This is a genomic window from Luteibacter aegosomatis (genome assembly GCF_023078455.1).
GTDB lineage: Bacteria > Pseudomonadota > Gammaproteobacteria > Xanthomonadales > Rhodanobacteraceae > Luteibacter > Luteibacter aegosomatis.
Genome location: NZ_CP095740.1, coordinates 3760627 through 3784719 on the forward strand (window position 1 = coordinate 3760627; position 24093 = coordinate 3784719).

Annotated in this window: 25 protein-coding genes and 1 tRNA gene; 9 read left to right on the top strand and 17 right to left on the bottom strand. The window is 67.2% G+C overall.

The window, feature by feature from the left end:
* Positions 1-9 precede the first annotated feature (9 nt).
* The 3 genes from L2Y94_RS16940 (at position 10) to L2Y94_RS16950 (ending at position 1639) form a co-directional block, all read left to right on the top strand.
* The gene (locus L2Y94_RS16940; RefSeq protein WP_247369649.1) at positions 10-558 is read left to right on the top strand and encodes a phage tail protein; all 549 of its coding nucleotides are present in this window, start codon (positions 10-12) and stop codon (positions 556-558) included.
* 29 nt (positions 559-587) lie between these two features.
* On the top strand, positions 588-1115 hold the full coding sequence (locus tag L2Y94_RS16945; RefSeq protein ID WP_247369652.1) for a phage tail protein: 528 nt from the start codon (positions 588-590) through the stop codon (positions 1113-1115).
* Positions 1116-1207: 92 nt separating this feature from the next.
* Entirely contained in the window at positions 1208-1639 is a 432-nt protein-coding gene (locus L2Y94_RS16950; RefSeq protein WP_247369666.1) for a GNAT family N-acetyltransferase, read from the top strand.
* Here L2Y94_RS16950 and L2Y94_RS16955 read toward each other — a convergent pair.
* The 10 genes from L2Y94_RS16955 to L2Y94_RS17000 form a co-directional block, all read right to left on the bottom strand.
* Positions 1632-1925, bottom strand: coding sequence for a DUF6916 family protein (locus L2Y94_RS16955; protein ID WP_247369669.1), 294 nt, complete (start codon positions 1923-1925; stop codon positions 1632-1634). The two genes, L2Y94_RS16950 and L2Y94_RS16955, sit on opposite strands and share 8 nt — an antisense overlap.
* 53 nt (positions 1926-1978) lie before the next feature.
* Positions 1979-2434 (bottom strand): RidA family protein, encoded by a 456-nt coding sequence (locus tag L2Y94_RS16960; RefSeq protein WP_247369686.1) that lies wholly within the window; start codon positions 2432-2434, stop codon positions 1979-1981.
* Positions 2435-2547: 113 nt separating this feature from the next.
* Positions 2548-3639, bottom strand: a complete 1092-nt coding sequence (gene ychF / locus L2Y94_RS16965) for a redox-regulated ATPase YchF (protein WP_247369701.1) — start codon at positions 3637-3639, stop codon at positions 2548-2550.
* Between the two features lie 151 nt (positions 3640-3790).
* On the bottom strand, positions 3791-4369 hold the full coding sequence (pth, locus tag L2Y94_RS16970; protein ID WP_247369718.1) for an aminoacyl-tRNA hydrolase: 579 nt from the start codon (positions 4367-4369) through the stop codon (positions 3791-3793).
* Positions 4370-4471: 102 nt separating this feature from the next.
* Positions 4472-5107 (bottom strand): 50S ribosomal protein L25/general stress protein Ctc, encoded by a 636-nt coding sequence (locus tag L2Y94_RS16975; RefSeq protein WP_247369721.1) that lies wholly within the window; start codon positions 5105-5107, stop codon positions 4472-4474.
* An 81-nt stretch (positions 5108-5188) separates the two neighbouring features.
* A complete protein-coding gene (locus tag L2Y94_RS16980; RefSeq protein ID WP_144915915.1) occupies positions 5189-6127 on the bottom strand; it encodes a ribose-phosphate diphosphokinase in 939 nt (312 codons plus the stop codon).
* Between the two features lie 68 nt (positions 6128-6195).
* Positions 6196-6272: transfer RNA gene (locus L2Y94_RS16985), tRNA-Gln, on the bottom strand.
* 40 nt (positions 6273-6312) lie between these two features.
* Positions 6313-7704 (bottom strand): 4-(cytidine 5'-diphospho)-2-C-methyl-D-erythritol kinase, encoded by a 1392-nt coding sequence (gene ispE / locus L2Y94_RS16990; protein ID WP_247369724.1) that lies wholly within the window; start codon positions 7702-7704, stop codon positions 6313-6315.
* A 65-nt stretch (positions 7705-7769) separates the two neighbouring features.
* Entirely contained in the window at positions 7770-8384 is a 615-nt protein-coding gene (gene lolB, locus L2Y94_RS16995; protein ID WP_247369743.1) for a lipoprotein insertase outer membrane protein LolB, read from the bottom strand.
* A gap of 60 nt (positions 8385-8444) precedes the next feature.
* Positions 8445-10136 (bottom strand): tetratricopeptide repeat protein, encoded by a 1692-nt coding sequence (locus L2Y94_RS17000; RefSeq protein WP_247369762.1) that lies wholly within the window; start codon positions 10134-10136, stop codon positions 8445-8447.
* A 164-nt stretch (positions 10137-10300) separates the two neighbouring features.
* Here L2Y94_RS17000 and hemA point away from each other — a divergent pair, with 164 nt between their 5' ends.
* From hemA to ppk2, 3 genes are all read left to right on the top strand, one after another.
* Positions 10301-11572 (top strand): glutamyl-tRNA reductase, encoded by a 1272-nt coding sequence (gene hemA / locus L2Y94_RS17005; RefSeq protein ID WP_247369780.1) that lies wholly within the window; start codon positions 10301-10303, stop codon positions 11570-11572.
* Positions 11573-11601: 29 nt separating this feature from the next.
* Positions 11602-12684 carry a peptide chain release factor 1 gene (gene prfA, locus L2Y94_RS17010; RefSeq protein WP_247369783.1) on the top strand — a complete coding sequence of 361 codons (1083 nt, stop codon included), beginning with the start codon at positions 11602-11604 and terminating at the stop codon, positions 12682-12684.
* A gap of 128 nt (positions 12685-12812) precedes the next feature.
* Positions 12813-13583, top strand: a complete 771-nt coding sequence (gene ppk2, locus L2Y94_RS17015) for a polyphosphate kinase 2 (RefSeq protein WP_247369786.1) — start codon at positions 12813-12815, stop codon at positions 13581-13583.
* On the opposite strand, the gene L2Y94_RS17020 is transcribed toward ppk2, so the two are convergent.
* The 7 genes from L2Y94_RS17020 to L2Y94_RS17050 form a co-directional block, all read right to left on the bottom strand.
* On the bottom strand, positions 13577-14431 hold the full coding sequence (locus tag L2Y94_RS17020) for a cytochrome c oxidase assembly protein (RefSeq protein ID WP_247369788.1): 855 nt from the start codon (positions 14429-14431) through the stop codon (positions 13577-13579). The two genes, ppk2 and L2Y94_RS17020, sit on opposite strands and share 7 nt — an antisense overlap.
* A 2-nt stretch (positions 14432-14433) precedes the next feature.
* Positions 14434-16284 (bottom strand): GldG family protein, encoded by a 1851-nt coding sequence (locus L2Y94_RS17025; RefSeq protein WP_247369791.1) that lies wholly within the window; start codon positions 16282-16284, stop codon positions 14434-14436.
* Between the two features lie 4 nt (positions 16285-16288).
* A complete protein-coding gene (locus L2Y94_RS17030; RefSeq protein WP_247369794.1) occupies positions 16289-17023 on the bottom strand; it encodes an ABC transporter permease in 735 nt (244 codons plus the stop codon).
* Complete coding sequence (locus L2Y94_RS17035; RefSeq protein ID WP_247369797.1) at positions 17020-17955, bottom strand: ABC transporter ATP-binding protein; 936 nt, start codon at positions 17953-17955, stop codon at positions 17020-17022. Before L2Y94_RS17035 ends, L2Y94_RS17030 begins: the two co-directional genes overlap by 4 nt.
* Before the next feature lie 234 nt (positions 17956-18189).
* Complete coding sequence (locus tag L2Y94_RS17040) at positions 18190-19560, bottom strand: SRPBCC family protein (protein WP_247369800.1); 1371 nt, start codon at positions 19558-19560, stop codon at positions 18190-18192.
* Positions 19561-19785: 225 nt separating this feature from the next.
* Positions 19786-20427, bottom strand: a complete 642-nt coding sequence (locus tag L2Y94_RS17045; RefSeq protein WP_144915358.1) for a response regulator — start codon at positions 20425-20427, stop codon at positions 19786-19788.
* Positions 20424-21686 carry a sensor histidine kinase gene (locus L2Y94_RS17050; protein ID WP_247369803.1) on the bottom strand — a complete coding sequence of 421 codons (1263 nt, stop codon included), beginning with the start codon at positions 21684-21686 and terminating at the stop codon, positions 20424-20426. Before L2Y94_RS17050 ends, L2Y94_RS17045 begins: the two co-directional genes overlap by 4 nt.
* A 204-nt stretch (positions 21687-21890) precedes the next feature.
* On the opposite strand from L2Y94_RS17050, the gene L2Y94_RS17055 reads away from it, so the two are divergent.
* Genes L2Y94_RS17055 through minD form a run of 3 tightly spaced genes read left to right on the top strand, consistent with a single transcriptional unit; the run spans position 21891 to position 24091 of the window.
* Positions 21891-22475 carry a GNAT family N-acetyltransferase gene (locus L2Y94_RS17055; RefSeq protein WP_247369817.1) on the top strand — a complete coding sequence of 195 codons (585 nt, stop codon included), beginning with the start codon at positions 21891-21893 and terminating at the stop codon, positions 22473-22475.
* A complete protein-coding gene (gene minC / locus L2Y94_RS17060; RefSeq protein ID WP_247369836.1) occupies positions 22472-23242 on the top strand; it encodes a septum site-determining protein MinC in 771 nt (256 codons plus the stop codon). The genes L2Y94_RS17055 and minC overlap by 4 nt, the downstream gene beginning before the upstream one ends.
* A 36-nt stretch (positions 23243-23278) precedes the next feature.
* Entirely contained in the window at positions 23279-24091 is an 813-nt protein-coding gene (gene minD, locus L2Y94_RS17065; protein ID WP_247369839.1) for a septum site-determining protein MinD, read from the top strand.
* The last annotated feature ends 2 nt before the right edge of the window (positions 24092-24093 follow it).

A 24093-nucleotide genomic window follows, 5' to 3' on the forward strand; every position in this document is an offset into this window, starting at 1 on the left:
GGAATTTCCATGAGCGACCAATACGTAGGCGAGATTCGCCTTTTCGGTTTTCCGCGCATCCCGGACGGCTGGTTCGCGTGCGACGGCAGCCTGAAGTCGATCGCCCAGTACGAAGTTCTCTATGCGCTGCTGGGAACCACTTATGGCGGCGATGGGATCACGACCTTCGGCGTACCCGATCTTCGCGGACAAGTGCCGCTTCACCAGGGCAACGGCCTGGGCCTGACGCCGCGCCCCCTAGGCTCGACCGGCGGCACGCTGCAGGTGACGCTGACGTCGTCCCAGCTTCCCACCCATAGCCACCCGATGTACGCGGTCACCGCGAATGCGACGTCGGGCGCGCCGAACGGATTGATGACGGCCGCCATCGTCAACAACGCGCCGCCGCCGGCACCCGCCGACCAGTTCTACATCAACCCCGTCACGGTGCAGCCCGCGCCCATGAACGCCAACACCCTACAGGCCCAGGGCGGCAATCAGCCGCACGACAACATGATGCCGACGCTGGTGGCGAGCTTCTGCATCGCCTACCTCGGCGTCTTTCCGTCGCAGTCCTGACCCGACCAGATCATCAGAGAGAAATCGTCATGGATCCCTACATCGGTGAAATCAGGCTGTTCGGCTTCAATTACCCGACCCAGGGCTGGCTACTCTGCGCCGGGCAGATTCTTTCGATCCAGCAATACAGCGCGCTCTTCGCCCTGCTCGGCACGAACTACGGCGGCAACGGCACCACCACGTTCGCCCTGCCCAACTACTGCGGGCGCGCCCCGGCGGGCCAGGGCACCGGCCCGGGGCTTCCGCCCATGGTGCTGGGGGAAGCCGCCGGCTCCGAATCGATCACGTTGCTGAGCGCGCAGATGCCGAATCACGATCACGCCCTGAACGCCTACGTCCAGGGCACCAATCGTTTGACCGCTCCGAACTCGGGGGCGGCGCTGGGAAATTCGACCAAGGCCTCGAGCTTCATCAACGGCACGCCACCCCTCAACAGCATGTTCGCGCCGCAGACGATCGGTGCCACAGGCGGCACCCTGCCGCATGAGAATCGACAGCCGTATCTCGTACTGAATTACTGCATCGCCACCGAGGGCGTTTTTCCGTCGTTTTCGTGAACGGCCCATGGACGCCGTTTCCTCCATGCACGGGGTCGGTCTCCGACCTCGTGCCGGATGGCCTCGACCTGCGGCGGGCGACGGATAGCGATGTGGCGTTCCTGAGGCGTCTCTACGCGGACTCCCGAGCCGGCGAACTCGCGATCGTGCCATGGCCCGAAGCGGTGCTTGACGCCTTCCTGGATTCCCAGTTCGCGCTCCAGCATCGGCACTATGTGACGCACTTCGCCCGGGCGGATTTCTTCATCGTCGAACGACAGGGCGTTCCCGTGGGAAGGTTCTACGTCGACGATCGCGACGACCATCGCCACGTGATCGATATCAGCCTGTGCATCGGCGACCAGGGAAAGGGACACGGCACACGCCTCATGCAGGCGCTGATGTCACGGGCCGCGCGCGCCCGGCAGAGCGTGACGTTGCAGGTGAGTCAGGCCAATCACCACGCGCAGGCCTTCTATCGGCGACTCGGTTTTCAGGTGATCGGCGAAAACGGTTCGCACCTCGCGATGCAGTGGATCAGTTGAACACCGCCTGGTAGAGAAAGCCGTCGCGGTCTCGTGCGACCGGCACGAGGAAGATGCCGAAATCGCCCAGGGTCGAGCCGTTCATGGCGTAGATGCGCTGGGGAAACACGACGGCTGCTTCATGGCGGAAGACCAGCGAGAATGGCTCGCGGACCATGCCGGGCACCTGGCGGCCAGGCAGCCGAACGGCCTCGACCAGGGTGAACGAGGCGGCCTGCCCTTCGACGTCGACCGAGAATGCGTCGCCGATCCGTCCGGCGAAATCGGAAAGCTGCAGGAAGCGCATGAGTCGTCATTCCCCGATACGAACCCCGAGCATGCCGCGTCCGGGATGGCGGTTCAAGCGCGCGGTGACAGCCTGAAGACGCTGTCGATCTCCACCGGAATACCCATCGGCAGCGTATGCACGCCGAGCGCGCTGCGGGCCGGAAGACGGTCTGCGCCAAACACGTCACGCAGGAGGTCGCTTGCACCGTCGGCGATCGCGGGATGTTGCGTGAAGCCGTCGATGGCGCGCACGTAGACGGTCAGGCGCGTGCAGCGTTCGACGCGATCGAGGCCGACCGCGTCATGCAGGCAGGAGAGGATCATCAGCATCGTGATCCGCGCGGCGTCGTAACCTTCCGCCAGCGACAACTCGGCCGATACGCGCCCCTTGACCGGCTTGCCGTCGATGAAAGGTCCCAGGCCGGAGACGTAGGCCGTGTCGCCGTCGACGGAGACGACGCGGTACGAACCCAACGCGGCGAGGGGCGGCGGCAACACGATGCCGAGGGCGGTGAGGCGTTCGATCATGACGCGCGGCTCCTTCATGGGAGCCATCACGCTACGCCCGCACGCGCCGGGCTTCTTGACCGATCGAAACGAGAAGGCCCCGGGATCGCCGGGGCCTTTCGATGGGATGTCGGTCAGACGTTGAAGCGGAAGTGCAGTACGTCGCCTTCCTTGACGAGGTATTCCTTGCCTTCGAGGCGGAGGCGACCGGCTTCCTTCGCGCCCTGTTCGCCCTTGAACTTGATGTAGTCGTCGTAGGCCACCGTTTCGGCGCGGATGAAGCCGCGCTCGAAATCGGTGTGGATGACGCCTGCCGCCTGCGGCGCGGTGGAACCGGCGCGGACCTGCCATGCGCGCACTTCCTGCACGCCGGCGGTGAAGTAGGTCTGCAGGCCGAGCAGTTTGTAACCGGCGCGGATCACGCGATTGAGACCGGGCTCGTCCAGGCCGAGGTCCTTCAGGAACTCGTCGCGATCGGCGTCCTCGAGCTGGGCGAGTTCTTCCTCGATGGCGGCGCATACCGGCACCACCTCGGCACCCTCTTCCTGCGCGCGGGCGCGCACGGCGTCGAGGTGCGGGTTGTTCTCGAAGCCGTCTTCCGCCACGTTGGCGATGTACATGATCGGCTTGAGCGTGATGAGGAACATGTCGCGGACGAGGGCTTTCTCTTCCGCGTCGAGGCCGGCGGTGCGCGCCGACTTGCCCTGGTCGAGCACCTTGGCGAGCTTCTCGAGCACGGGTTTGCGGGCCAGGGCGTCCTTGTCGTTGGCCTTGGCTGCACGCGTGGCGCGATCCAACGCCTTCAGCACGGACTCGAGGTCGGCCAGCGCCAGCTCGGTGTCGATGGTTTCGATGTCGGCGATGGGATCGACCTTGTTCGCCACGTGGATGACGTTGCCGTCTTCGAAGCAGCGCACCACGTGGGCGATGGCGTCGGTTTCGCGGATGTGCGCGAGGAACTTGTTGCCCAGGCCCTCCCCCTTCGACGCGCCGGCCACGAGGCCCGCGATGTCGACGAATTCCATGGTGGTGGGAATGATGCGCTGGGGCTTCACGATGGCCGCCAGCTCGTTCAGGCGCGGATCGGGCACGGGCACGATGCCGGTGTTCGGCTCGATGGTGCAGAACGGGAAGTTGGCCGCCGCGATGCCGGCCTTGGTCAGCGCGTTGAAGAGGGTGGACTTGCCGACGTTAGGCAGACCGACGATGCCGCATTTGATGCCCATGGGCGATGCTCTCGATGATGTCGCGATGTGGGTGGCTTACCGAGCATCGCCCCGTAAGTCGGGCCTACGGCCCTGTGAGTCGGCCGCTTTGCGGCCTGTGAACCGTGGGCGTCGCAAGGAACCTCTGCGCCACTCCCTTACGGTTCGCTGTTCACGCAGCCGTATGCAAGCGCTTCATGGCTTCCTCGAACTTGCCCGACAGCGCGAGGGGCAGCACGTCGAACGCGCGCCCGAGGCCGATCATGATGGCCTCTTCGTCGGCGGCGCTGGGACGTCCGAGCACCCAGGGCGTGACCTTGTCCTTGTGCCCGGGATGGCCGATGCCGACCCGCAGGCGGTGGAACTTGCCGTGGCCCAGGTGGGCCATGATGTCGCGCAGTCCGTTCTGGCCGCCGTGGCCGCCGTCGAACTTCATGCGCACGGTGCCCGGAGGCAGGTCGAGCTCGTCGTGGGCGACGAGGCACTCCTCCGGGGCGATTTTGTAGTAGCGCAGCGCCGAGGCGACGGCGATGCCGCTCTTGTTCATGAAGGTGGCCGGCTTGAGCAGCCAGACCGCTTCGCCGCCGAGGCGGATCTTGCAGGTTTCGCCGTGCAGCTTGCCGTCGAACGACCAGCGCTCGCCCTGGTCGAGGGCCAAGGCATCGACGCACCAGAACCCGGCATTGTGCCGGGTTCTGACGTATTCGGCCCCGGGGTTACCGAGGCCGACGATGAGACGTAGTGAAGCCATGCTTGCAAACGGAACCTGTGTGGGAGCCGCCTCGGCGGCCATGGAGCGGGGTCACCGCTTCGTTGGCGTTTCGCCGATGAATCGGCTCCCACAGGGTGCCGATTACTTCTTCTCTTCGGCCGGGGCGTCGCCGCCTTCGGCGGTCGGATCGACTTCTTCCTGGATCGAGGCCACGGTGACGACGGCGACGTCGTGCTCCTTGCCCAGGCCCAGCTCCGGCACTTCCACGCCCTTCGGGAGCTTGAGGTCCGAAAGGTGGATGATGTCGCCGGCCTTGAGGTCGGCCAGGTCGATTTCGATGAACTCCGGGAGATCCTTCGGCAGGCAGGAGACCGTCACTTCCGTGAGGTTGTGCGAGATCACCAGACCGGCGGTCTTGCCGGCCGGGGACTTCTCCTGGTTCAGGAAGTGCAGCGGCACGGCGACGCGAACGGCTTCGTTCTCGTTCACGCGCTGGAAGTCCATGTGCAGCATGAGCTGCTTGAACGGATGCTTCTGCCAGTCCTTGATGAGGACGCTCTGCTTCTTGCCGTCGACGGTCAGTTCGATCACCGACGAGTAGAACGACTCGAAACGCGAGCCGAGCAGGATGTCGTTGTGAAGGACCTGGATCGCCTGCGGGGCTTCGCCCGCGCCATAGACGATCGCCGGCACGTAGCCCGCCGTACGAAGGCGGCGGCTCGCACCCTTCCCTTCGATCTTGCGGCTCGTGGCCGTGAGCTGATGATTGGTAGCCATTGGTGTTGCCTCAAGTGAAACCGCCTCGCGGCGGTGGGTAAAGGACTCCCCCGCGACCAGGGGAGCCCGAAAAACGATGGATCAGTCGATGTAGAGCGAGCTCACCGACTCGCCGAAGGCGATGCGGCGGATCGTCTCCGCGAGCAGTTCCGCGACCGACAACTGGCGGATTTTCGCACAGTTACGGGCGTTGTCGCGCAACGGCAGCGTATTGGTGACCACCAGCTCGTCGAGCTGGGAGTGCTCCAGGTTGTCGATCGCGGCGCCCGAGAGCACCGGGTGGACGCAGTAGGCCACCACCTTGCGGGCGCCCTTCTCCTTCAGGGCGGCCGCGGCGGCGCAGAGAGTGCCGGCGGTGTCGACGATGTCGTCGACCAGCACGCAGGTCTTACCCTCCACCTCGCCGATGATGTTCATCACCGTGGCCACGTTGGCGCGCGGGCGGCGCTTGTCGATGATGGCCAGGTCGGCGTCGTCCAGGCGCTTGGCGAGCGCACGCGCACGCACCACGCCACCGACGTCGGGACTGACCACGATCAGGTCGTCCATGCTGTGGTGGCGCCAGATGTCGGCCAGCAGCACCGGCGAGGCGTACACGTTGTCGACCGGGATGTCGAAGAAGCCCTGGATCTGGTCGGCGTGCAGGTCGATCGTGAGCACGCGGTCGGCACCGGCCGTGGCGATCATCTTGGCGGCCAGCTTCGCCGTGATCGGCACGCGGGCCGAGCGTGGACGGCGATCCTGGCGGGCGTAGCCGAAGTACGGCATCACCGCGGTGACCGTGCCGGCCGAGGCGCGCTTGAGCGCATCCACCAGCACCAGCAGGTCGAACAGGTTTTCCGCGCTGGGCGCGCCCGTCGGCTGGATGACGAAGACTTCCTGCTTGCGGACGTTCTCCTCGATTTCGACCTGCGCCTCGCCATCGCTGAAGCGGCCCACGAGGGCCTTGCCCAGGGGGATGCCCAGGCGGGCGGCGACGTCGTCGGCGAGCGCGCGGTGCGCATTGCCGCTGAACAGCATCGGGGTGGACGTATCCACGAGGGGTGCTCCTGGCGAGATGGGATGGATCGGCTTGCCACCGAAAACGGTGGCTGGGGCGGCAGGATTCGAACCTGCGCATGCGGGAATCAAAATCCCGTGCCTTAACCAGCTTGGCGACGCCCCAACAATTCTTGGCTTTGCCGCGGCCCGCGGCCCTTCCCGTCTTACGACTCGATCAACCGGGTTTCGATCCGCCCCCGCGCCATCAGTAGCGGCGAAGGATCGACACCTGCCGCCACGTGGGCGGTGAGGCCTCGTGGACAGCGCGAGGCGATCGCAAGCGCCGCCTCGTGGGTTTTCGTTTCCAGGAAGACGCAGCCGCCGCTGCCGGACAACCGCGCGCGGCCGAAGCCCGCCAACCAGTCCAGCGCCGCCGCCACGCGCGGATGACGCGCGCGAACCACGGGCTCGAAGGCGTTCTCCGCCGAATCCCCGGAAACAAAGGACGAAATTGTCGCCCGAGGGGCATGTCGTGTCAATTCGGCGGCGGCGAACAAGGCCGCCGTGGGGACGTGTTCGTGGGGATCCACCACCACGTACCAGCGCCGGGGGAGCCGCAGGTGGCTGAGTACCTCGCCCACGCCCTCGGCCCAGGCCGAACGGCCGCGCACGAAGACCGGCACGTCGGCGCCGAGGCGCAGGCCCAGCGCGGCCAGGGCGTCCTCGTCCAGGCCGGTGCGCCAGAGGATGTTGAGGCCCACGAGCACGCTGGCCGCGTCGGAGCTGCCTCCGCCCAGGCCGCCACCCATGGGAATGCGCTTGGACACTTCGATGTCCGCCCCGAGCGGCGTGCCGGTGGCCTCGGCCAGCAGGCGGGCGGCACGCACGGTGAGATCGCTGTCCTCCGGCACGCCGGGGATGTCCTGGGGACGGGTAATGACGCCATCGGTGCGCACCCGCAAGCGCACTTCGTCGCCCCAGTCGAGCAGGCGGAACACGGTCTGCAGCTCGTGGTAGCCGTCGGCGCGGCGGTCGACGATGCGCAGGAACAGGTTGAGCTTCGCCGGCGCGGGCCAGGCGCTCCAGTCGCCGGTGGCCAGGGGGGCCAACGGGCGGCTCATGAAGACGCGCAGGTGGTCCGGAAAACCGTTCTCGCGGTCGCGGGCGAGTGCCTGGGCGAATTCCGGCGCGTGCTTGTCGGCCGCGACGAAGCCGTGTTTCGCGTAGAAAGGGGCGTTCCAGGGCACATCGGTAAGGGTGCCGAGGTCGACGCGGCGATAGCCCGCCTCCCGTGCCCAGGCACAGGCCTTCTCGACCAGGGCCGCCCCGATGCCGCGCCCGCCGAATTCGGGAAGCACGTCGATCTCGGCGATGCCGACCACGCCCGGGGCAAGATCTGCCGCATCGAGGCAGACGAAGCCGACCGGCTCGTCGTCGACCAGCGCCACCCAGACCAGTCCGCGCGCGATGAGCGCATGCACCACCTCGACCGGCAGCGACATCGAGGAATACGACGGCCACGCCGCGTGCCCACGGAACAGCCCGACGGCCGCGCGCTCGATGGCGCACAGCCGCTCGGCGTGGTCGGCCCGGGCGCGGGTGATGGTGTAGTGCATCGCGTGGCCTGTCGGCGAAATCGGCGGAGTATAGCGAAGGGTGGCCCACACCTTCGGCAGCCGCCTCAGCGGCCGAGCTGCCAGTCTTCGATGGAGAGGCGGACCTTGAACGGCGCCTTTTCGGCGAACACCCTCGACGGCATCGCCGGTTGGCGCATGGCATCCCACTGCTTGTAGTCGACCGTCCAGCCGTCCTGCACGAGGCGCGACGGCAAGCGATCGGCACCGAAGGCGATGTCGGCCGGGCCGGCGTCGGCACGCAGGCCGAGCACCCAGCGTTTCAGTTCGGCCATCGGAATCTGCCAGCCGACGGCCTGGGCCATCAGGCTCTCGGCATCCGCGCCGTGGCGGGTGCCACCCTCGAGGCCTTCGAGGTCGGCGCCGTCCGGGCCGCCGACGAGGCGGAAGCTACGGCCGGTGACGGGGGCGCGCACGGTGAATTCGTACCGCTCGCCGTCCTGCCGCCAGGTGAGGCTGCCGGAGCCGGAGTCCTTGCCGTCGGATACGGAGAGGCGGCCTTGCAGCGTCCAGTGGTCGGTGTCGGCGAGGCTGCGTTCGCGTTGTTCCTGCAGGCCGAGGGTGACGGCGTCGCCCGGCTGGCGGACGGGGGCGCGGGTGGTGGCGCAGGCGGTGAGGAGCAGGAGCGGCACGGCCGCAAGGGCATGTTTCAGACGCAGCATTCGGGGTTTCCGGAGGGTTCGCTTCGCAGGAGTCGCGGACCCTGTCCGCGATGGAGTGCCTCACGGCTTGAATTTCTGCTCGGTCTTCGCGAGCGAGGCGTTCTTCGGGTCGAGGCGGCGCACCTCGTTGAGTACCTTGCGGGCTTCGTCGTGCTCACCGCGCGACCACAGCACTTCGGCCAGATGTACGCCGATGTCGCCGTCCTTGCGTTGCGACCACGCGCCGCGCAGCGTGCTTTCGGCCTGGTCGAGCTGGCCCTGGCGGAATTGCAGCCACCCCCAGGAATCGGCCACGGACGGATCATCCGGGCGCGCCGTGCGTGCGGCCTGGATCAGCGCCTGCGCCTCGGCAAGGTCGCGCCCGGCATCGGCCAACGTGTAGCCCAGCGCATTGCTGGCCTCGATGTCGCCCGGCTTGATCTCCAGCACCTTGCGCAGGTCGGCCACGGCGAGGTCGATCTTGCCGGCCTCGGCATAGGCCAACCCGCGCCCGTAGAGCATCTCCGGATCGTCGGCCTTCACCCGCAGGGCCTTGTCGTAGGACGAAGCGGCGTCATCGTAGCGACCGCTGTCCATGTACAGCTCGGCGTCCACCGCGAAGGCCTTGCGCAGCGCGTCGGGGCGATCGGCGTAGGCGGTCTCCAGATCGGCCACCACCTCGTGGGCCTCGTCGTTCTTGCCCTGCTGGTGCAGTACCACGGCGCTGCGCACCGACGCGTCGAAATCGCGGGGGTCGTCCTCGCCCACGGCGGCGTACCAGTCGAGGGCATCTTCAGGCTTGCCGAGGATCTCCGCGAGCTGGCCCAGGGTGAAGGCATTGGCGGTCTGCACGTCGTCGGGCTGGCGCTGGATTTCGTCGTAGAGACGGCGCAGCGCGGCCTTGTCGTTGGCGTGCGCGGCCAGGCCCAGGCGCATGGTGTAGGTATCCGGATTCTGCGTACCCGTGGCGAGCACCTTCGCCGCCCCCTTTTCGTCGCCGCCCTGGACGAGCAGCGTGGCGTAGGCCAGGCGAAGGCGCGGGTTCTTGGGATCCTTGGCCACCGCCTTGGCGAAAAGCTTCTGCGCGCCCGCCTTGTCGCCGGCGCGGAAGGCCTGCTGGGCGGACCACGCGTAGGTGTCGCCGTCGTGGAAGCGGGCCACGGCCGCCTCGCCGATCACCTTGGCGTAGTCGTGGCGGCCGAAGGACTCGCCCAGGCCGCTCATGGCGAGCCAGGCCGAGGAATCGTTGGGCAGGCGCTGCGGCGTGGCGATTTTCTCGAGCAGTTGCCCTGCCTGCGCCGGATCGCGCGCCAGGGCCAGGGTGCGGCCGAACTCGCGCCAGGCGTCGGGATCGCCCGTGGCGACCATGGCCTCGAGCTGCCGCCCGGCTTCGGGCGTGTCGCCCCGGTCCAGTGCCATGCGGGCACGCCCTTCGGCGAGATCGAGGGGCTTGGCACCCAGCTTGGCCCAGCGATCCAGGGCCTTGCCCGCGAGATCCTGGTCGTGCACGGCAAGGGCCAGTTCAGTGGCCCTTGCCGCCACCGTGGCGTCGGAACTCAGCTGGCTGGCGTTGCCGTAAGCCGTCGCGGCGGCCTTGAGATCGTTGTGGGCGATGGCGAAATCGCCCGCCAGCAACTGGGCCTGGAGGTCGCGCTCGGGCGGCACGATCGCTACATGCAGGCGGTCGAGCGGCTGCACGCCCGTGCGTAGCGCCTCGGGGGCTTCGGGTTTCGTCGCCGTGGCGGCGCAACCGGCCAGGCCGGTCCCCAGCACACACAGGACCACAAAATGCCGCACTCGCTTGAACTTGGACCGACCGCTCAGCACACTAGTCTCCGTCGTTTTCCCACAGGCTCCGTCGTAGGATGCGGAAGCCTTGTGTGCGCACAATGCGCCCTTAGCTTAGCCGACGCCACCGACACCGACCCAAGCCCGTCATGCCACTCATCGCCCTCGGGCTCAATCACCTCACCGCGCCGGTCAGCCTGCGCGAGCAGGTGGCATTCGACGCCACGGTGGCCACCGAGGCGCTGGGCGACCTCACCCGCCAACCCGGGGTCGAGGAGGCGATGATCCTCTCCACCTGCAACCGCACCGAGCTGTACTGCAGCGTGGTCGATGGCGCCGAGGGCGTGCCGGGGCAATGGCTGTCCCGGCAACACCGATTGACCCCACAACGTCTCGACGAGTTCCTCTACCGCCACGACGAACAGGATGCCGTCCGCCACATGTTCCGCGTGGCGACGGGGCTGGATTCCATGGTGCTGGGCGAGCCGCAGATCCTCGGCCAGGTGAAGGACGCCTACCAGCAGGCCCGCAGCGCGCAGACCCTGCGCGCGCCCATGGAACGGCTGCTCCAGCACACCTTCGCCGTGGCCAAGCGCGTGCGCACCGACACCCGCATCGGCGCGCACACCGTGTCGGTGGCCTATACGGCCGTGCGCCTCGCCGAGCAGGTGTTCACCGACCTGCGCCAGGCGTGCGTGCTGCTGATCGGGGCCGGAGAGACCGTCGAGCTGGCCGCCCGCCATCTCGCCGACAAGAACGTGCGACGCCTGCTCGTCGCCAACCGCACCCTCGAGAACGCCCAGGAGCTGGCCGGCCGCTACGGCGGCTATGCCATCGCCCTGGCCGACCTGCCCCGTCACCTGGCCGAGGCCGACATCGTCATCAGCTCCACCGCGTCGCGCCAGCCCGTGGTGACCAAGTCCATGGTGACGGCCGCCATCGCCGAGCGCCGCCGTCGCCCGATGTTCATGGTGGACATCGCCGTGCCACGCGATATCGAGCCGGAAGTGGCCCAGCTGAACGACGTGTACCTCTACGGCATCGACGACCTCCGGCAGGTGATCGACGAGAACCGCCGCTCGCGCGAGCTGGCCGCCCGCGAAGCGGATGCCATCATCGATCTGCAGGTGGAGCGGTACATGTCGTGGCGCCGCGCCCTCACCCTGCGCAACCCCGCCGTGGACATGCGCACGGCGGCCGAGGCCCAGCGCGACGAGGTGCTGGCCAAGGCCCAGGCCATGCTGGCCCGCGGCCGCACGGCCGAGGAGGCGCTGGCCTTCCTCGCCAACACGCTCACCAACAAACTCCTGCATACGCCCAGCGCCCGCCTGCGCGATGCCGCCCTCTCGGGCGACCTCGACCTCCTTCACGCCGCCGGTCGCCTCTACGGACTGGACCCGAACGACGAGGTTTCCGCATGATGTGCGGCTAGCCGCCCTTCGTGCACGCCATGACCCCCTCGATCCGCCGCAAACTCGAAGCCCTCGCCGAACGCCACGAAGAAGTCGGCCTGCTGCTAGCACAGCCGGACGTGCTCGCCGATGGCAACCGCTTCCGCGAACTGTCGCGCGAATACGCCCAGCTCGAGCCGGTGGCGGCGTCGCTCAAGGAGCACGACGCCGCCGAGCGCGAACTGGCGGACACCCGCGCCATGCTCGACGATCCCGACATGCGCGAGATGGCGGCCGACGACATCGAGCGCATCGAAACCCGCCTGGCGGAACTCGATGGCGAATTGCAGATCCTCCTGCTGCCGAAGGACCCCCGCGACGAGGGCAACCTCTTCCTTGAAGTGCGCGCGGGCACCGGCGGCGACGAGGCCGCGATCTTCGCCGGCGACCTTTTCCGCATGTACGCACGCTATGCCGAACGCCAGCGCTGGCACGTGGAAATCCTCAACGCCAACGACGGCGAGCACGGCGGCTACAAGGAAATCGTGGCACGCATCGAGGGCCGCGGGGCCTACTCCAAACTCAAGTTCGAATCGGGTACGCACCGGGTGCAGCGCGTTCCGGAAACCGAATCGCAGGGCCGCATCCACACCTCGGCCGCCACCGTGGCGATCCTGCCCGAACAGGACGAAGTGGACGATATCGAGATCCGCGACGCCGACCTGAAGGTGGATACCTTCCGGGCCTCGGGCGCGGGCGGCCAGCACGTGAACAAGACCGACTCGGCCATCCGCATCACCCACCTGCCCACCGGCACCGTGGTCGAATGTCAGGACGAACGCAGCCAGCACAAGAACCGCGCCCGCGCGATGAGCCTGCTCAAGGCCCGCCTTCTCGACGCCGAGCGCAGCAAGCAGAGCGCGGCGCAGGCCGAATCACGGCGCCTGCAGGTGGGCTCGGGCGACCGTAGCCAACGCATCCGCACCTACAATTTCCCCCAGGGGCGGATCACCGACCATCGCATCAACCTCACGCTATACCGGCTGACCGAGGTGATGCAGGGCGATCTGGACGAATTGATCGATACGCTCACCCGTGAGCACCAGGCGGATGAGTTGCAGACGCTGACCGCGGCTGGATAGCTCTTGCGTCGTCCCCATCGCGGGCAGGGTCCGCTCCCACCCTTCGGCATGAACGTTTGCTGCGAAGGATGGGAGCGGACCCTGTCCGCGATGGGGCATAGTAAGGCCTTTCCCGAAGGAGGCTTTCCGTGGGCAAGAAGAAGAAATACGAACACGAGCTCGAGGCCCTGCAGATCGAACTCGTGGGCCTCACGCGTTGGTTGCGCCAGACCGGCAAGCGCATGGTGGTGATCCTCGAGGGCCGCGACGCCGCCGGCAAGGGCGGCACCATCAAGGCCATCATCGACAAGCTCGACACGCGCGCCGCACGCGTGGTGGCCTTGGGCAAGCCTTCCCAGGCCGAGGAAGGCCAGTGGTATTTCCAACGCTACGTGCCGCACCTGCCCTCGGCGGGCGAGCTCGTGCTGTTCGACCGCAGCTGGTACAACCGCGCGGTGGTGGAGCCGGCGATGGGTTTCTGCACGCCCGAACAGTACGAAGCTTTCATGGCCGCCTGTCCGACCTTCGAGAAACTGCTCACCGACGACGGCATCCTGCTGTTCAAGTACTGGCTCACCGTCGACCAGGCCGTCCAGGAAGAACGCTTCGCCGAGCGTGCCGACGATCCGCTGAAGCGCTGGAAGCTCTCGCCGGTGGACCTCAAGGGCCGCGAAAAATACGCTCAGATGGGTAAGCTGCGCGACGTGATGATCGAACGAACGCACGCCAAGCATGCGCCCTGGTTCATCGCCGACTACAACGACCAGAAAACCGGCCGGCTGAACCTCATCCGCCATCTGCTCGACCAATTGCCCGACACGCTCTGCCCCGAGAGCGAGATCGAGCTGCCGCCGCTCGAGGGCAAGCCGAAGAAGGACAAGGTGGAGGTCAAGGCCGAGAAGGTGCCGAAGGCCTACTGACGCACCATCGCCGCACGCCGTGGGAGCGGCCGCTTCGGCAGCCGCCCCAGCCGCGACAGGCGCAGCCACTGGCGCAACGCGAGCAGGCCGCCCGCACTCTCGATCATCGCCGCGGGCACCCACATGATCACGCCGCCGATCAATTGCCCGGTGAGCACGTTCATGGTGAACGCCCGGCCGCAGATCTCGAAGATCGGATACAGGTCGGTGCGCGAAAAGGTGACGATGGCACCGGCGACGATCTGCGGCGTCATCGTGAATGCCGGAGAAAGCACGCGGATACCGGGCGACATGCGCCCCGGCGGTTTCGGACGGTGATCGAGCACCAGCCACCAGTAAGCCAGTCCCGAGGCGATCATCGACCAGTTCATGGCCCGGTAGATGCGCCAGTCGAGCATGGCCAGCGTCTGCATGTCGGGGATGAGCCAGACGAGGATGAGCGCCACGAAGCTCAGCGTGACGAAGGCCGGGTTGAGCAGCACCGCCGCGCAGATCCGCGCCGCCCCGGTGTTTCCCGCGCGTCGCAGGCGCACGCGCAGGGCCAGCGGCAAACCCGCGCGCAACGCCGTGCCCGGGTACGACGCCACGATCAGGAGCGGTGCCAGGTGATGCAGCAGCACCTGCTGGATGCGGTGCATGAAGAACTCGTGCTCCGCGAAGTAATCGAAGTACGTGTGCAACGTACCGTAGACCAGCGCCATGCCGACCCAGAAGGCAAGGCGACGTCCCGGCGGCACGCGCAGGCGCCGCGAACCGCCCGCATAGAGAAAGGCGGCGGCCAGGAAGCAGGCGAGGAACACCCAGGAAAATTCCCAGGGCACGATCCACTTCATCACGCCGCCCGTCATCGCTACACCGCGCGCCGGCCACGCCGCGAGCGGCGCCACCCGTAGATGAGCCCCGCCAGCGCCACCAGGCCCGGCACCAGCACGATGTTGATGAACTTCAGGCGCAGACCGAGCGCGTCGATCTCCGCGTTCAACTGGTGCTGCACGTCGCGCAGCTCCTTGCCGATGGCGAGCTTGCGCTGGAGGTATTTCTCGACCTCGCGACGCTGCTCGGCCGTGGTGGTGCCGCCGCCGTTGCCCTTGGCGGGCTGCAATTCCGCGAGGCGGCGCTGGGTGTCGTAGAGCTCGGTTTCCAGCTCACGCTTCTTGACGAGGAACTTGCGATCGGCCGCGGCCTGCAACGAACGCACCTTCGTGAACGGACGCTGCAGGTTGGCCCGGCCGCGAATCGACAACAGCGCGCTCGAACCACCCATGTTATCGACGATGTTCGCGACGAAGTCGCCGTTGTTGGCGAAAGGTGTGAGCTGTTGCTGGCCCAGCAGCGGCTGGACGTCGATCCACAGGCGATCGGACAACATGTCGGTATCGGCCACCAGCATGATGTCGCCGACCGAAGCGGCCACGTCGAGGTGGCCCGGCCCCTTCCGCTCCGGGAACGCGGTATGGAAGACGTCGCGCAGGCGCGCGGCGAGCACATAGCGCTCGTGCGTCGGCTGATAGTTGTCCAGGAGCGTCGACGGGTCGCCCGCGGCGTCGCGCACGCGTTGTGCGGGCACCACGGTCGCTTCGTCGGAGGTCTGCACCAACGGCAGCAGGCGGGCCTTCGTATCGGCCGCCAGGTCGAAGAAACCCGCCGAGGAAAAGTTCACCCGCTGCAGGCTCGCCGTGACCACGTCGTCATGGTTGAGGTCCTGCGAGCCGAGGCCGAGCATCGCCGGGTGCGCCACGGTGTTGCCGTTGAGCTCGATGGTGAGGGCCTGCGAACGGTCGAGTACCACCTTCGTCGGATCGTAGACCACGCCCCATGTCTCGAAGAGCCGGCGCAGGTCCGAATCGTGGTCGTCGACCACGCCGTGCGAGTCCACGAGCGGCGCACTGTCCATCTCCGAATCCGGGTCGACGAACACCACGAGGCGGCCACCGCGCAATACGTACTGGTCGATGGCGTAGAGCGCGTCGTCGGACAGCTTTTTCGGATGGATGAGCAACAGCAGCTTGATCGACGGATCGATGCGCGTCAGCCCGGCCGGATCGATCGATACCACGTCGGCCAGTTGGTCGAGCTGGTGCACCACGGTCCAGGCCGGCTCGCCGATCACGAGGTTGCCCTCCACCGGCAGCGAACTGACGATGCCCAGGCGCGGTTTTTTCGGCATGCCCAGCTCGTAGAGCAGCTTCGCGATGTCGTACTCGACGAAGGCCTCGCGCGCCGGATCGAAGAACGGGATCGACTGCGGCGGCACCCCGCCCTGCCCGCCCGTGCCCACGAGACCGAAGAACACCCGTTCGCCGTTGCTGCCGCCGGTGGCCGGCGTGAGGCCATAGCTCTGCGCGGCGTCCTCGTCGTCGGAATACGGCACCGGGTCGATGACCCTCAGGCGGATGCGGCCATGGGCGCGAACGGCGATCTCGCGCAGCATTTCGTGCACGCGCTGCTCGTAGCTTCGCAGCTGGGGGAGGTCGCGGGTGGCGTGCTCGGAGAAATACAGCGTGACGGTCACGGGCTCGCGAAGCTCGTCGACGATCTTCAGCGTACCCGGGGTGAGCGTGTAGATGCGGTCGGAGGTGAGGTCGATGCGCGCCGTGCGCAGCGACATGGAGCTGAGCCCGACCGTCGCCATGAACAGCAGCGCGATGCCGGCCAACGCCAGCCGCAGGAGAAACGAGCGGGAAAGGTGCGGCTTGCGCATGGCGTCAGCGCGTCCTCTTCAGGTCGAGCACGACGACGCTCGCCGCGAGCCACGCCACGATGGTCGCGAAGAAATAGACCAGGTCGCGCAGATCGAGCACGCCGCGCGCGATGGCGCCGGCGTGGCGCGAAAGGCTCAACTGGCCCATCGCGCCGATCAGCTTCGGCGGCACGGTGTCCTGCAGGAAATCGAGCACCTGCGGCTGGCCCACGAGCAGCAGCAGGAAACACACCGACGCGGTGAGGATGAACGCCACGATCTGGCTGCGCGTCACCGTCGACATGCACACGCCGATCGAAAGAAACGCGCCGGCCATCAGCCAGCTTCCCACGTAGCCCGCCAGGATCACGCCGTTGTCGGGATCGCCGAGGTAGTTCACCGTGATCCAGATGGGAAAGGTCAGGGCGAGGCAGATGCCGATGAACGCCCAGGCGGCGAGGAACTTGCCCAGCACCGCCTGGGAAATCGTCACCGGGAGCGAGAACAGCAGTTCGAGCGTGCCGGACGCCCGCTCCTCGGCCCACATGGACATCGTCGCCGCCGGCACGAGCACCAGGTAGAGCCATGCGTGCATGTCGAAGAAGGGCTGCAGGTCGGCCAGCCCGCGATCGTAGAAACCGCCCGTGTAGAACGTGAGCAATCCCGCCATCACGAGGAAGATCACCATGAAGACGTACGCCACCGGCGTGACGAAATAGCTCCACAGCTCGCGGCGCGCGATCGCCGTCACGGCACTCATGCGTTGCCTCCCCGCGGAACGGTGGTGATCTGCCGGAACACCTCGTCGAGTCGGCCGCGCTCGAGCTGGATCTCCGACACCTCGAGGTTCTGCGTGCGCAGGAGCGCCTGCACGTCGTCGAGGATGGGCTGGCCGGGGCGGGGAAAGACCGTGACGCGACCGTCGAGCGGATCGACCTCCACCATCGATACGCCCGGGATGCGCGCCAGCATTTCGCGCGACACGCCGCTACCCGCCGCGCTGAACGAGACGGCGCCGTGGTAGCGCGAACGCGCCTCGAGTTCGGCGGGCGTGGCGTCGGCCAGCAGCTTGCCGTTGGCGATGATCGCCACGCGGTTGCACAAGGCGTGCACCTCTTCCAGCAGGTGGGTGGAAATCAGGATCGTGCGTTCGCGCGCCATGGCATCGATGAGCATGCGCACGGAATGCTTCTGGTTGGGATCGAGGCCGTCGGTCGGTTCGTCGAGCATCAGCACGGGGGGATCGTGCAGGATGGCCTGGGCAAGGCCCACGCGACGACGCAGGCCCTTGGAGAGCGTACCGATGGTCTGCTCCAGGACTTCGTCGAGTTCCAGCCGCATCACCACCTCGTCGAAGCGGCGATAGGCGATGTCACGCTCCAGGCCCCGTACGCGAACCATGAACGCGAGGAATTCGCGGACGGTCATTTCGCCGTAGCTCGGCGCGCCCTCGGGCAGGTAGCCGAGCGCTCGCTTGGCCGCCAGCGGCTCCTTGCGCACGTCATGGCCGCAGACGCGGGCCGTGCCGGAGGTGGGCGTGAGAAAGCCGGCGATCATGCGCATGGCGGTGGATTTGCCTGCCCCGTTGGGGCCCAGCAGGCCCAGCACCTGGCCAGGCTCGGCACGCAGGGTCAGGGCATCGACCGCGGTCAGCGGGCCGTAGCAGCGGGTGAGTCGGTCGGTTTCGATCATCGGTGCCCAGTGTAGCCATAGCCGATGGAGGTGTGTCGCTTGCCTCGGCCGAAGACGCTGGGCTCCTGCCTTCGCAGGAGCGACGTGAGTTCTTACCGTGCACAACGATGAATCATGGACCTCGACGCTCCTGCGAAGGCAGGAGCCCAGCGTCTCTCGCCAGGACGAAGCGCCGCCCTTCAACAAAAAAGCCCCGGACGAAGCCGGGGCTTTCTTCTGGACCGAACCGCCCGATTACTGCGCGGCGGCGGTGCTGGCCGGGGCCGGGGCGGTGCCCGCCGGGGCCGGAGCCGAGGAGGAACCGGCCGGGGCCGTGTCGTCCAGGCCCGGCTGCTTCATGCCGGCTTCCTGTTCCGGGGTCTGGTCCGGAACGTTGTCACCCTGCAGCGGCAGGTAGATCTCGAACTTCTGCTCGTCGTATCCCTCGATGGTGCCCTTGTTGTTCGTGGGGGCCTTCACCTGGATGTCGTACGCGCGGTAGGTGACGTCGTCGAACTTGTAGCCGTGGGTCTGCGAGTAGGCCTCGAGCATCTGGCGGGTCTGCGGCAGTCCGGCGCCAGTGCCGTTCCACTCGGCCTTGAGCGCCTTGCCGCCGAAGGCCAGCACGGCCTTGACGTTGCCGTCGACGATCACGCGGCCGAGCTTGTCCTTGCTGCCCGGGGCAGCGGCGGCATCGGCGGCCGGCGCGGCGCCAGCGGCGGTGGACGCCTCGGCGGGCGCGGCGGCGTCGAGCGACGGACGCTGGGCGGCGGTCAGTTCGACGTCCTGGCCGTTGATCTTGAGCGTGGTGGCGTCGATCTCGGCGGCCACGTCGAAGGTGTAGTTCTGGTCACCCCAGTTGGTGGTGAACGTGATGCGCGGGCTGACGATGTTCACGCCGAGCTTCTTCGCGGCGGCCTGGATCTCGGCCATGGCCTTGTCCGAGGCGGTGTCGACGTCGTCGAGCGTGCGCGGCGCGGTGGTCGAGACGAACAGGATCGGCTTGGCCGGCTGGTCGACGATCGACGGCACCATCTTGCTGTAGTCGATGTTCGGGATGGCCGCCATCACGTTCTGGAGGTTCGAGAGGCTGAACTGGATCAGCGCATCCGGATCGCCATGGATGTAGAGGTTGGAGAAGCGGTCGACCAGGTTCCAGCCGTAGGTGACGTCGTACGACCAGTTCACCTTCACGAGCTTCTGGCTGCGGCCGGTACGCTCGAGCTTGATGGTGAACTTCTTGTCGTGGCCGCGCCAGCCGTTCTCGAGGTTCCAGACGATCGTGCCCTTGCCGGCGTCGGTGACGGCGGCGAAGGAGGGATCGACCGAGGCGATTTCGAGGGAGCCGTCGCCCACCTTCTTGTCGTCCGCCTTCCAGGCGATCTTGGCGCCCGGGCCGTAGGCCTTGCCGGACAGCTCGAACTGGACCTTCGGATCGAACGAGCGAAGGACCGTGTAATCAGGGAAACGACGGAAGTTGCTGAAAACGTCGTAGACCTGGCGCAAATCCTTGCTGATGAGCATTTCGCGCTCGACGTGTCCGGTCGAGGGCATGGCGACGCCAACGACGACGCCAAGAATGGCGACGATGACGATGGCGACAATGAATTCTAGCAGACGCGTCATTCCACGGTTCTCCGAACGTCTTTGAACAGGCTCCACGCACGGTTGTGGACCCGGCGGTCACCCCTGAAGAATCGGCCCGTGGCAGGGGTTCGCCCGCGCCGAAAGGACTGATGGTACTTGCTCGCGGCGGGGAACGCCATTGGGTCCCCTGCCCTTTTTTGCAAGCTGGCACAAGTCGGTTTTCGGCCGGAGAAGCCGTGGGCGCCCGGCCCGGTCAGCTACGGGTCAGACGATGCCCAGTTCCAGGGCCTTGAGCACCGCCCGGGTACGGTCGCGGACGCCCAGCTTGGAAAGGATGTTGGAGACGTGGTTCTTCACCGTGCCTTCGGCCACGCGCAGCGAATTGGCGATTTCCTTGTTGCTGTAGCCGCCGGAAAGCAGGCGGAGGATCTCGGTCTCGCGCTCGGTCAGCGGGTCGGGCTGTTCGAGGCTGGTGAACTGGTTCTGGATGCGGCCCACGCCGGCGAGCAGGCGCTGGGTGACCATGGGCGCCACCAGCGAACCGCCGGCCGCGACGGTGCGCACGGCCTCGACGAGCTGGTCGAGCGAGACGTCCTTGAGCAGGTAGCCGCGCGCACCGGCCTTCAGGCCCGAGAGCACGAGCTGGTCGTCGTCGAAGGTGGTGAGGATGATCGTGGGCGGCAGTTCGTTGCGCCCCCCGAGCGCCTGGAGCACCTCCAGGCCGCTCATGTTGGGCATGCGCAGGTCAAGCAGCACCACGTCGGGGCGTACCTGCGGAATCGTCTGCACCGCCTGGGCCCCGTCGGCGCACTCGGCCACCACGCGGATGTCGCCGGCGAGGTCGAGCAGCGAACGGATGCCCTGGCGAACCAGGTTCTGGTCATCAACGAGGCAGACGGAAATCATGGGTGACCCTCGACGTGGGTGGTAAGTGTGGCATGCGACGGTCCTTCCTGATCGTCGGAAAGCCCGGTATCCAGGGCCGGCCGCGCGGGGGCATGGGCCAGCGTGGGCTCTTCGCCCAGGGGTAGCCGAGCGACGAGCCGGAAGCCGCCGCCCTCGGCCGTGCCGATGTCCAGCGTGCCGCCGAATTCGGCCAGGCGCTCGCGCATGCCGTTGAGGCCGTTGCCCGGCTTGATGTCGCCCGCGCCCGTGCCGTCGTCGCGCGCCTCCAGGCGCAGTTCGTCCGGGCCGCTGTGGCGGAAGGTGAGCCACAGGTTGCGGGCCTTGGCGTGGCGCACGGTGTTGGTCAGCACCTCCTGCACGCAGCGCAGCAGCATCTGCGCGCGGCGCGGATCTTCCACGCCGAAGCGCTGCGGGATGCCCAGGTGGACGTCGAGGCCCGGCACGCCCTCGGTGAGGCTGCGCAGCGCCTGGGTAAGGTCGATGGCGTCGTCCTGACGCAGTTCGCTCACCACTTCGCGCACGTCGGCCAGCAGCTGCTTGGCGGTGGTCTGCGCTTTCACCACGTGCTCGCGCGCGGTGTCGTTGGTGAGATGGCTGGCCACCTCGAGGTTGAGCGTGAGCGCCGTGAGGTGGTGTCCCACCAGGTCGTGCAGGTCGCGCGCGATGCGCATGCGTTCGGCGATGCGGGTGGATTCGGCCAGCAGCGCCCGCGTGGCGCGCAGTTCGGAATTGAGGCGGCGAAGCTCCTCGCGTTCTTCCGCCTGCTGGTTGGCCACCATGGAGAAGATGAACATCAGCGCGGAGAAGCCGAAATACAGGCACGACTGCATGAGCGCACCGACGAACGTGAGCTGGAAGCTCATGAACATCGGCACCAAGGCCAGGTGCGCGGCCACCATCCAGGCCATGCCGATGGGCATGCTGACCAGCCATGGCACGACCGAGGCGACCATCGTGAGCAGCAGCGCGGCCAGTCCGCTCTTGCTGATCACGCCCACCGCCAGCGCGGTTCCGGAGAGGATCAGCAGGACGGTGAGACGGGTGACGCCATCCGCGCGCAGGCCCAGGTCGCGGGTGAACAGCCAGTAGACCAGCCCGAAGACGAGGTAGCACGCCGTCCACGTCAGCAGCGCGATGTCGCCGATCTGGTTGGGACCGTTACCGACGCGCTGGATCGACAGGGGCAGGCCCACGCAGAGGAACACGAAATACGTGGCGTACCTGAGCAGGCGGACGTGGTTGAGCTGAATCGTGGACATGCCCGGCATCATAGGGCTTCGACGGCGCACCGCCACCTGACGGAGGTCACGTGTGGCCCCGGACGGCACGGGCGTATCCAAGCACCGGCTTTACAACGGTTTTACATCTTCCCGGCAAACGCCACACCCCGGCATGGCGTGTCATAATGCGGCCATCCGGCGGCCTGGGGCCGCCTCCTTCCCAGACCTTTTGCGGAGCAACGAATGGCCCCTGCCATCCGCGACGTGCGCGAGCACGATCTGGATGCCGTGCTGGCGCTCAACAACGCCGGCGGCCCCAGCATCCTCGCCACGGACCCCAGCCGGCTGCGCCACCTGTTCGACATCGCCGATTATTTCCGCGTGGCCGAACAGGACGGCCGCCTGCTCGGCTTCCTCATCGCCATGCGCGAGAAAGCCGGCTACCACAGCACCAATTTCCGCTGGTTCCAGTCCCGTTACGACAGCTTCGTGTACATCGACCGCATCGTGATCGCCCCCGAATCGCGTGGCCACGGACTGGGCCGCATCTTTTATTGCGATGTACAGAGTTTTGCCGAGGTACGCGTGCCGCTCCTGACCTGCGAAGTCTTTCTCGAACCCCGCAACGACCAGACCGTGCTCTTCCACGGCACCATGGGCTTCCAGGAAGTCGGCCAGCAACAGATGGGCGAAGAAGGCCCCAAGGTGAGCCTGCTGGCGCGCGAATTGCCGAGCTTCCCCTTCGTGCGCGAGCGTTACCTCGACCAGGGCGGCCTCCCGGACGTCGACTGGCTTCGTGGCCGCGTGCTGCCGGAGGCTCGCGCATGAGCGCCCGCGCCGAATCCCTCGAAGCCGCCTGCGACCTGCGCTTCGGCCAGGTGGGCATCGCCTGCGTGCGCGTGCGTCGCGTCGATGCCGCCGCGCTGGTGGAAGAACTCGAGCGCCGCGTGCGCTCGGCGCCGCAGATGTTCTCGCGTACGGCCGTGGTGCTCGACCTCTCGCACCTGCCGCGCCTGCCCGACGACGGCATGGTCGACGCCCTGCTCGAAGCCATCCGCGCCGCCGGCATGCTGCCGGTGGGCCTGGCGTACGGCACCAGCGAGACCGAAGCCCTCGCCGAGCGGATGAACCTGCCGCTGATCGCCAAGTTCCGCGCGCAGTACGAGCCGGGCCAGGGCCACGCGGCGCCGGTCGACCTGCCCGCACCCACGCGCCAGGCGCCAACCGCTCCCGCCGCGCCCGCTTCCTACGAGGCGGGCGCGCCCTCTACCGCGCAGCAGCACATCGGCGGCGCGGTGCGTTCGGGCCAGCAGATCTACGCGCGCGATCGCGACCTCGTGGTGATGGCGGCCGTCGCCAACGGCGCCGAGGTGATCGCCGACGGCTCCATCCACGTTTACGGCGGACTGCGCGGTCGCGCCATGGCCGGCGCGCAGGGCGACGAATCCGCACGCATCTTCTGCACCGACTTCCGCGCCGAACTGGTGGCGATCGCCGGGCACTACCGCGTGTTCGAAGACATTCCCAAGGAATTCGAGGGCCAGGCCGTGCAATGCTGGCTCGATAATGGAAAACTCATGATCGCGCGCCTCTGACGCCGATCCCACGCTATTTTCGCGGAGAAACATCCCTTGACTGAAATCATCGTCGTCACCTCCGGCAAGGGCGGGGTCGGCAAGACCACCACCAGTGCCTCCCTCGCGACCGGCCTGGCCATCGAAGGCAAGAAAGTGGCCGTCATCGACTTCGACGTCGGCCTGCGCAACCTCGACCTCATCATGGGTTGCGAGCGCCGCGTGGTGTACGACTTCGTCAACGTCGTGCACGGCGAGGCCACGCTCAAGCAGGCGCTCATCAAGGACAAGCGCCACGAAAACCTCTACGTGCTCGCCGCGTCGCAGACGCGCGACAAGGATGCGTTGACCCGGGAAGGCGTGGAGAAGGTGCTCGACGAGCTGGCGAAGGAAAACTTCGATTTCGTCGTCTGCGATTCGCCGGCCGGCATCGAGAAGGGTGCCCACCTGGCGATGTATTTCGCCGACCACGCCGTGGTGGTGGTCAACCCCGAGGTGTCCTCGGTGCGCGACTCCGACCGCATCCTGGGCCTGCTCTCCAGCAAAACCCGTCGCGCCGAGAAGGGCGATGCGCCGATCAAGCAGCATCTGCTGCTCACCCGCTACAACCCCAACCGCGTCGAAGCGGGCGAGATGCTCAGCGTGAAGGACGTCGAGGACATCCTCGGCATCTCCGTGGTGGGCGTGATTCCCGAATCGGAAAACGTGCTGGCCGCGTCCAACGCCGGCGTGCCGGTGATCCTCGACGACAACTCCAACGCCGGCCAGGCGTACAAGGACACCGTCGCCCGCATCCTCGGCCAGGAACGGCCGCTGCGCTTCCTCGAGCCGGTGAAGAAGGGCTTCCTCAAGCGCGTGTTCGGAGGCTAAGC

Excerpts from the sequence above, each read along its gene's own strand:
- pth (WP_247369718.1), bottom strand. The coding sequence starts at position 4,369 with ATGGCTTCACTACGTCTCATCGTCGGCCTCGGTAACCCCGGGGCCGAA.
- ispE (WP_247369724.1), bottom strand. The coding sequence starts at position 7,704 with ATGCACTACACCATCACCCGCGCCCGGGCCGACCACGCCGAGCGGCTG.
- L2Y94_RS16940 (WP_247369649.1), top strand. The coding sequence starts at position 10 with ATGAGCGACCAATACGTAGGCGAGATTCGCCTTTTCGGTTTTCCGCGC.
- L2Y94_RS17020 (WP_247369788.1), bottom strand. The coding sequence starts at position 14,431 with ATGACGGGCGGCGTGATGAAGTGGATCGTGCCCTGGGAATTTTCCTGG.
- L2Y94_RS16945 (WP_247369652.1), top strand. The coding sequence starts at position 588 with ATGGATCCCTACATCGGTGAAATCAGGCTGTTCGGCTTCAATTACCCG.
- L2Y94_RS16960 (WP_247369686.1), bottom strand. The coding sequence starts at position 2,434 with ATGATCGAACGCCTCACCGCCCTCGGCATCGTGTTGCCGCCGCCCCTC.
- hemA (WP_247369780.1), top strand. The coding sequence starts at position 10,301 with ATGCCACTCATCGCCCTCGGGCTCAATCACCTCACCGCGCCGGTCAGC.
- L2Y94_RS17050 (WP_247369803.1), bottom strand. The coding sequence starts at position 21,686 with ATGTCCACGATTCAGCTCAACCACGTCCGCCTGCTCAGGTACGCCACG.
- L2Y94_RS17030 (WP_247369794.1), bottom strand. The coding sequence starts at position 17,023 with ATGAGTGCCGTGACGGCGATCGCGCGCCGCGAGCTGTGGAGCTATTTC.
- prfA (WP_247369783.1), top strand. The coding sequence starts at position 11,602 with ATGACCCCCTCGATCCGCCGCAAACTCGAAGCCCTCGCCGAACGCCAC.
- L2Y94_RS16955 (WP_247369669.1), bottom strand. The coding sequence starts at position 1,925 with ATGCGCTTCCTGCAGCTTTCCGATTTCGCCGGACGGATCGGCGACGCA.
- L2Y94_RS17045 (WP_144915358.1), bottom strand. The coding sequence starts at position 20,427 with ATGATTTCCGTCTGCCTCGTTGATGACCAGAACCTGGTTCGCCAGGGC.
- lolB (WP_247369743.1), bottom strand. The coding sequence starts at position 8,384 with ATGCTGCGTCTGAAACATGCCCTTGCGGCCGTGCCGCTCCTGCTCCTC.
- L2Y94_RS17055 (WP_247369817.1), top strand. The coding sequence starts at position 21,891 with ATGGCCCCTGCCATCCGCGACGTGCGCGAGCACGATCTGGATGCCGTG.
- ychF (WP_247369701.1), bottom strand. The coding sequence starts at position 3,639 with ATGGGCATCAAATGCGGCATCGTCGGTCTGCCTAACGTCGGCAAGTCC.
- L2Y94_RS16975 (WP_247369721.1), bottom strand. The coding sequence starts at position 5,107 with ATGGCTACCAATCATCAGCTCACGGCCACGAGCCGCAAGATCGAAGGG.
- L2Y94_RS16980 (WP_144915915.1), bottom strand. The coding sequence starts at position 6,127 with ATGCTGTTCAGCGGCAATGCGCACCGCGCGCTCGCCGACGACGTCGCC.
- L2Y94_RS17025 (WP_247369791.1), bottom strand. The coding sequence starts at position 16,284 with ATGCGCAAGCCGCACCTTTCCCGCTCGTTTCTCCTGCGGCTGGCGTTG.
- minC (WP_247369836.1), top strand. The coding sequence starts at position 22,472 with ATGAGCGCCCGCGCCGAATCCCTCGAAGCCGCCTGCGACCTGCGCTTC.
- L2Y94_RS17035 (WP_247369797.1), bottom strand. The coding sequence starts at position 17,955 with ATGATCGAAACCGACCGACTCACCCGCTGCTACGGCCCGCTGACCGCG.
- L2Y94_RS17040 (WP_247369800.1), bottom strand. The coding sequence starts at position 19,560 with ATGACGCGTCTGCTAGAATTCATTGTCGCCATCGTCATCGTCGCCATT.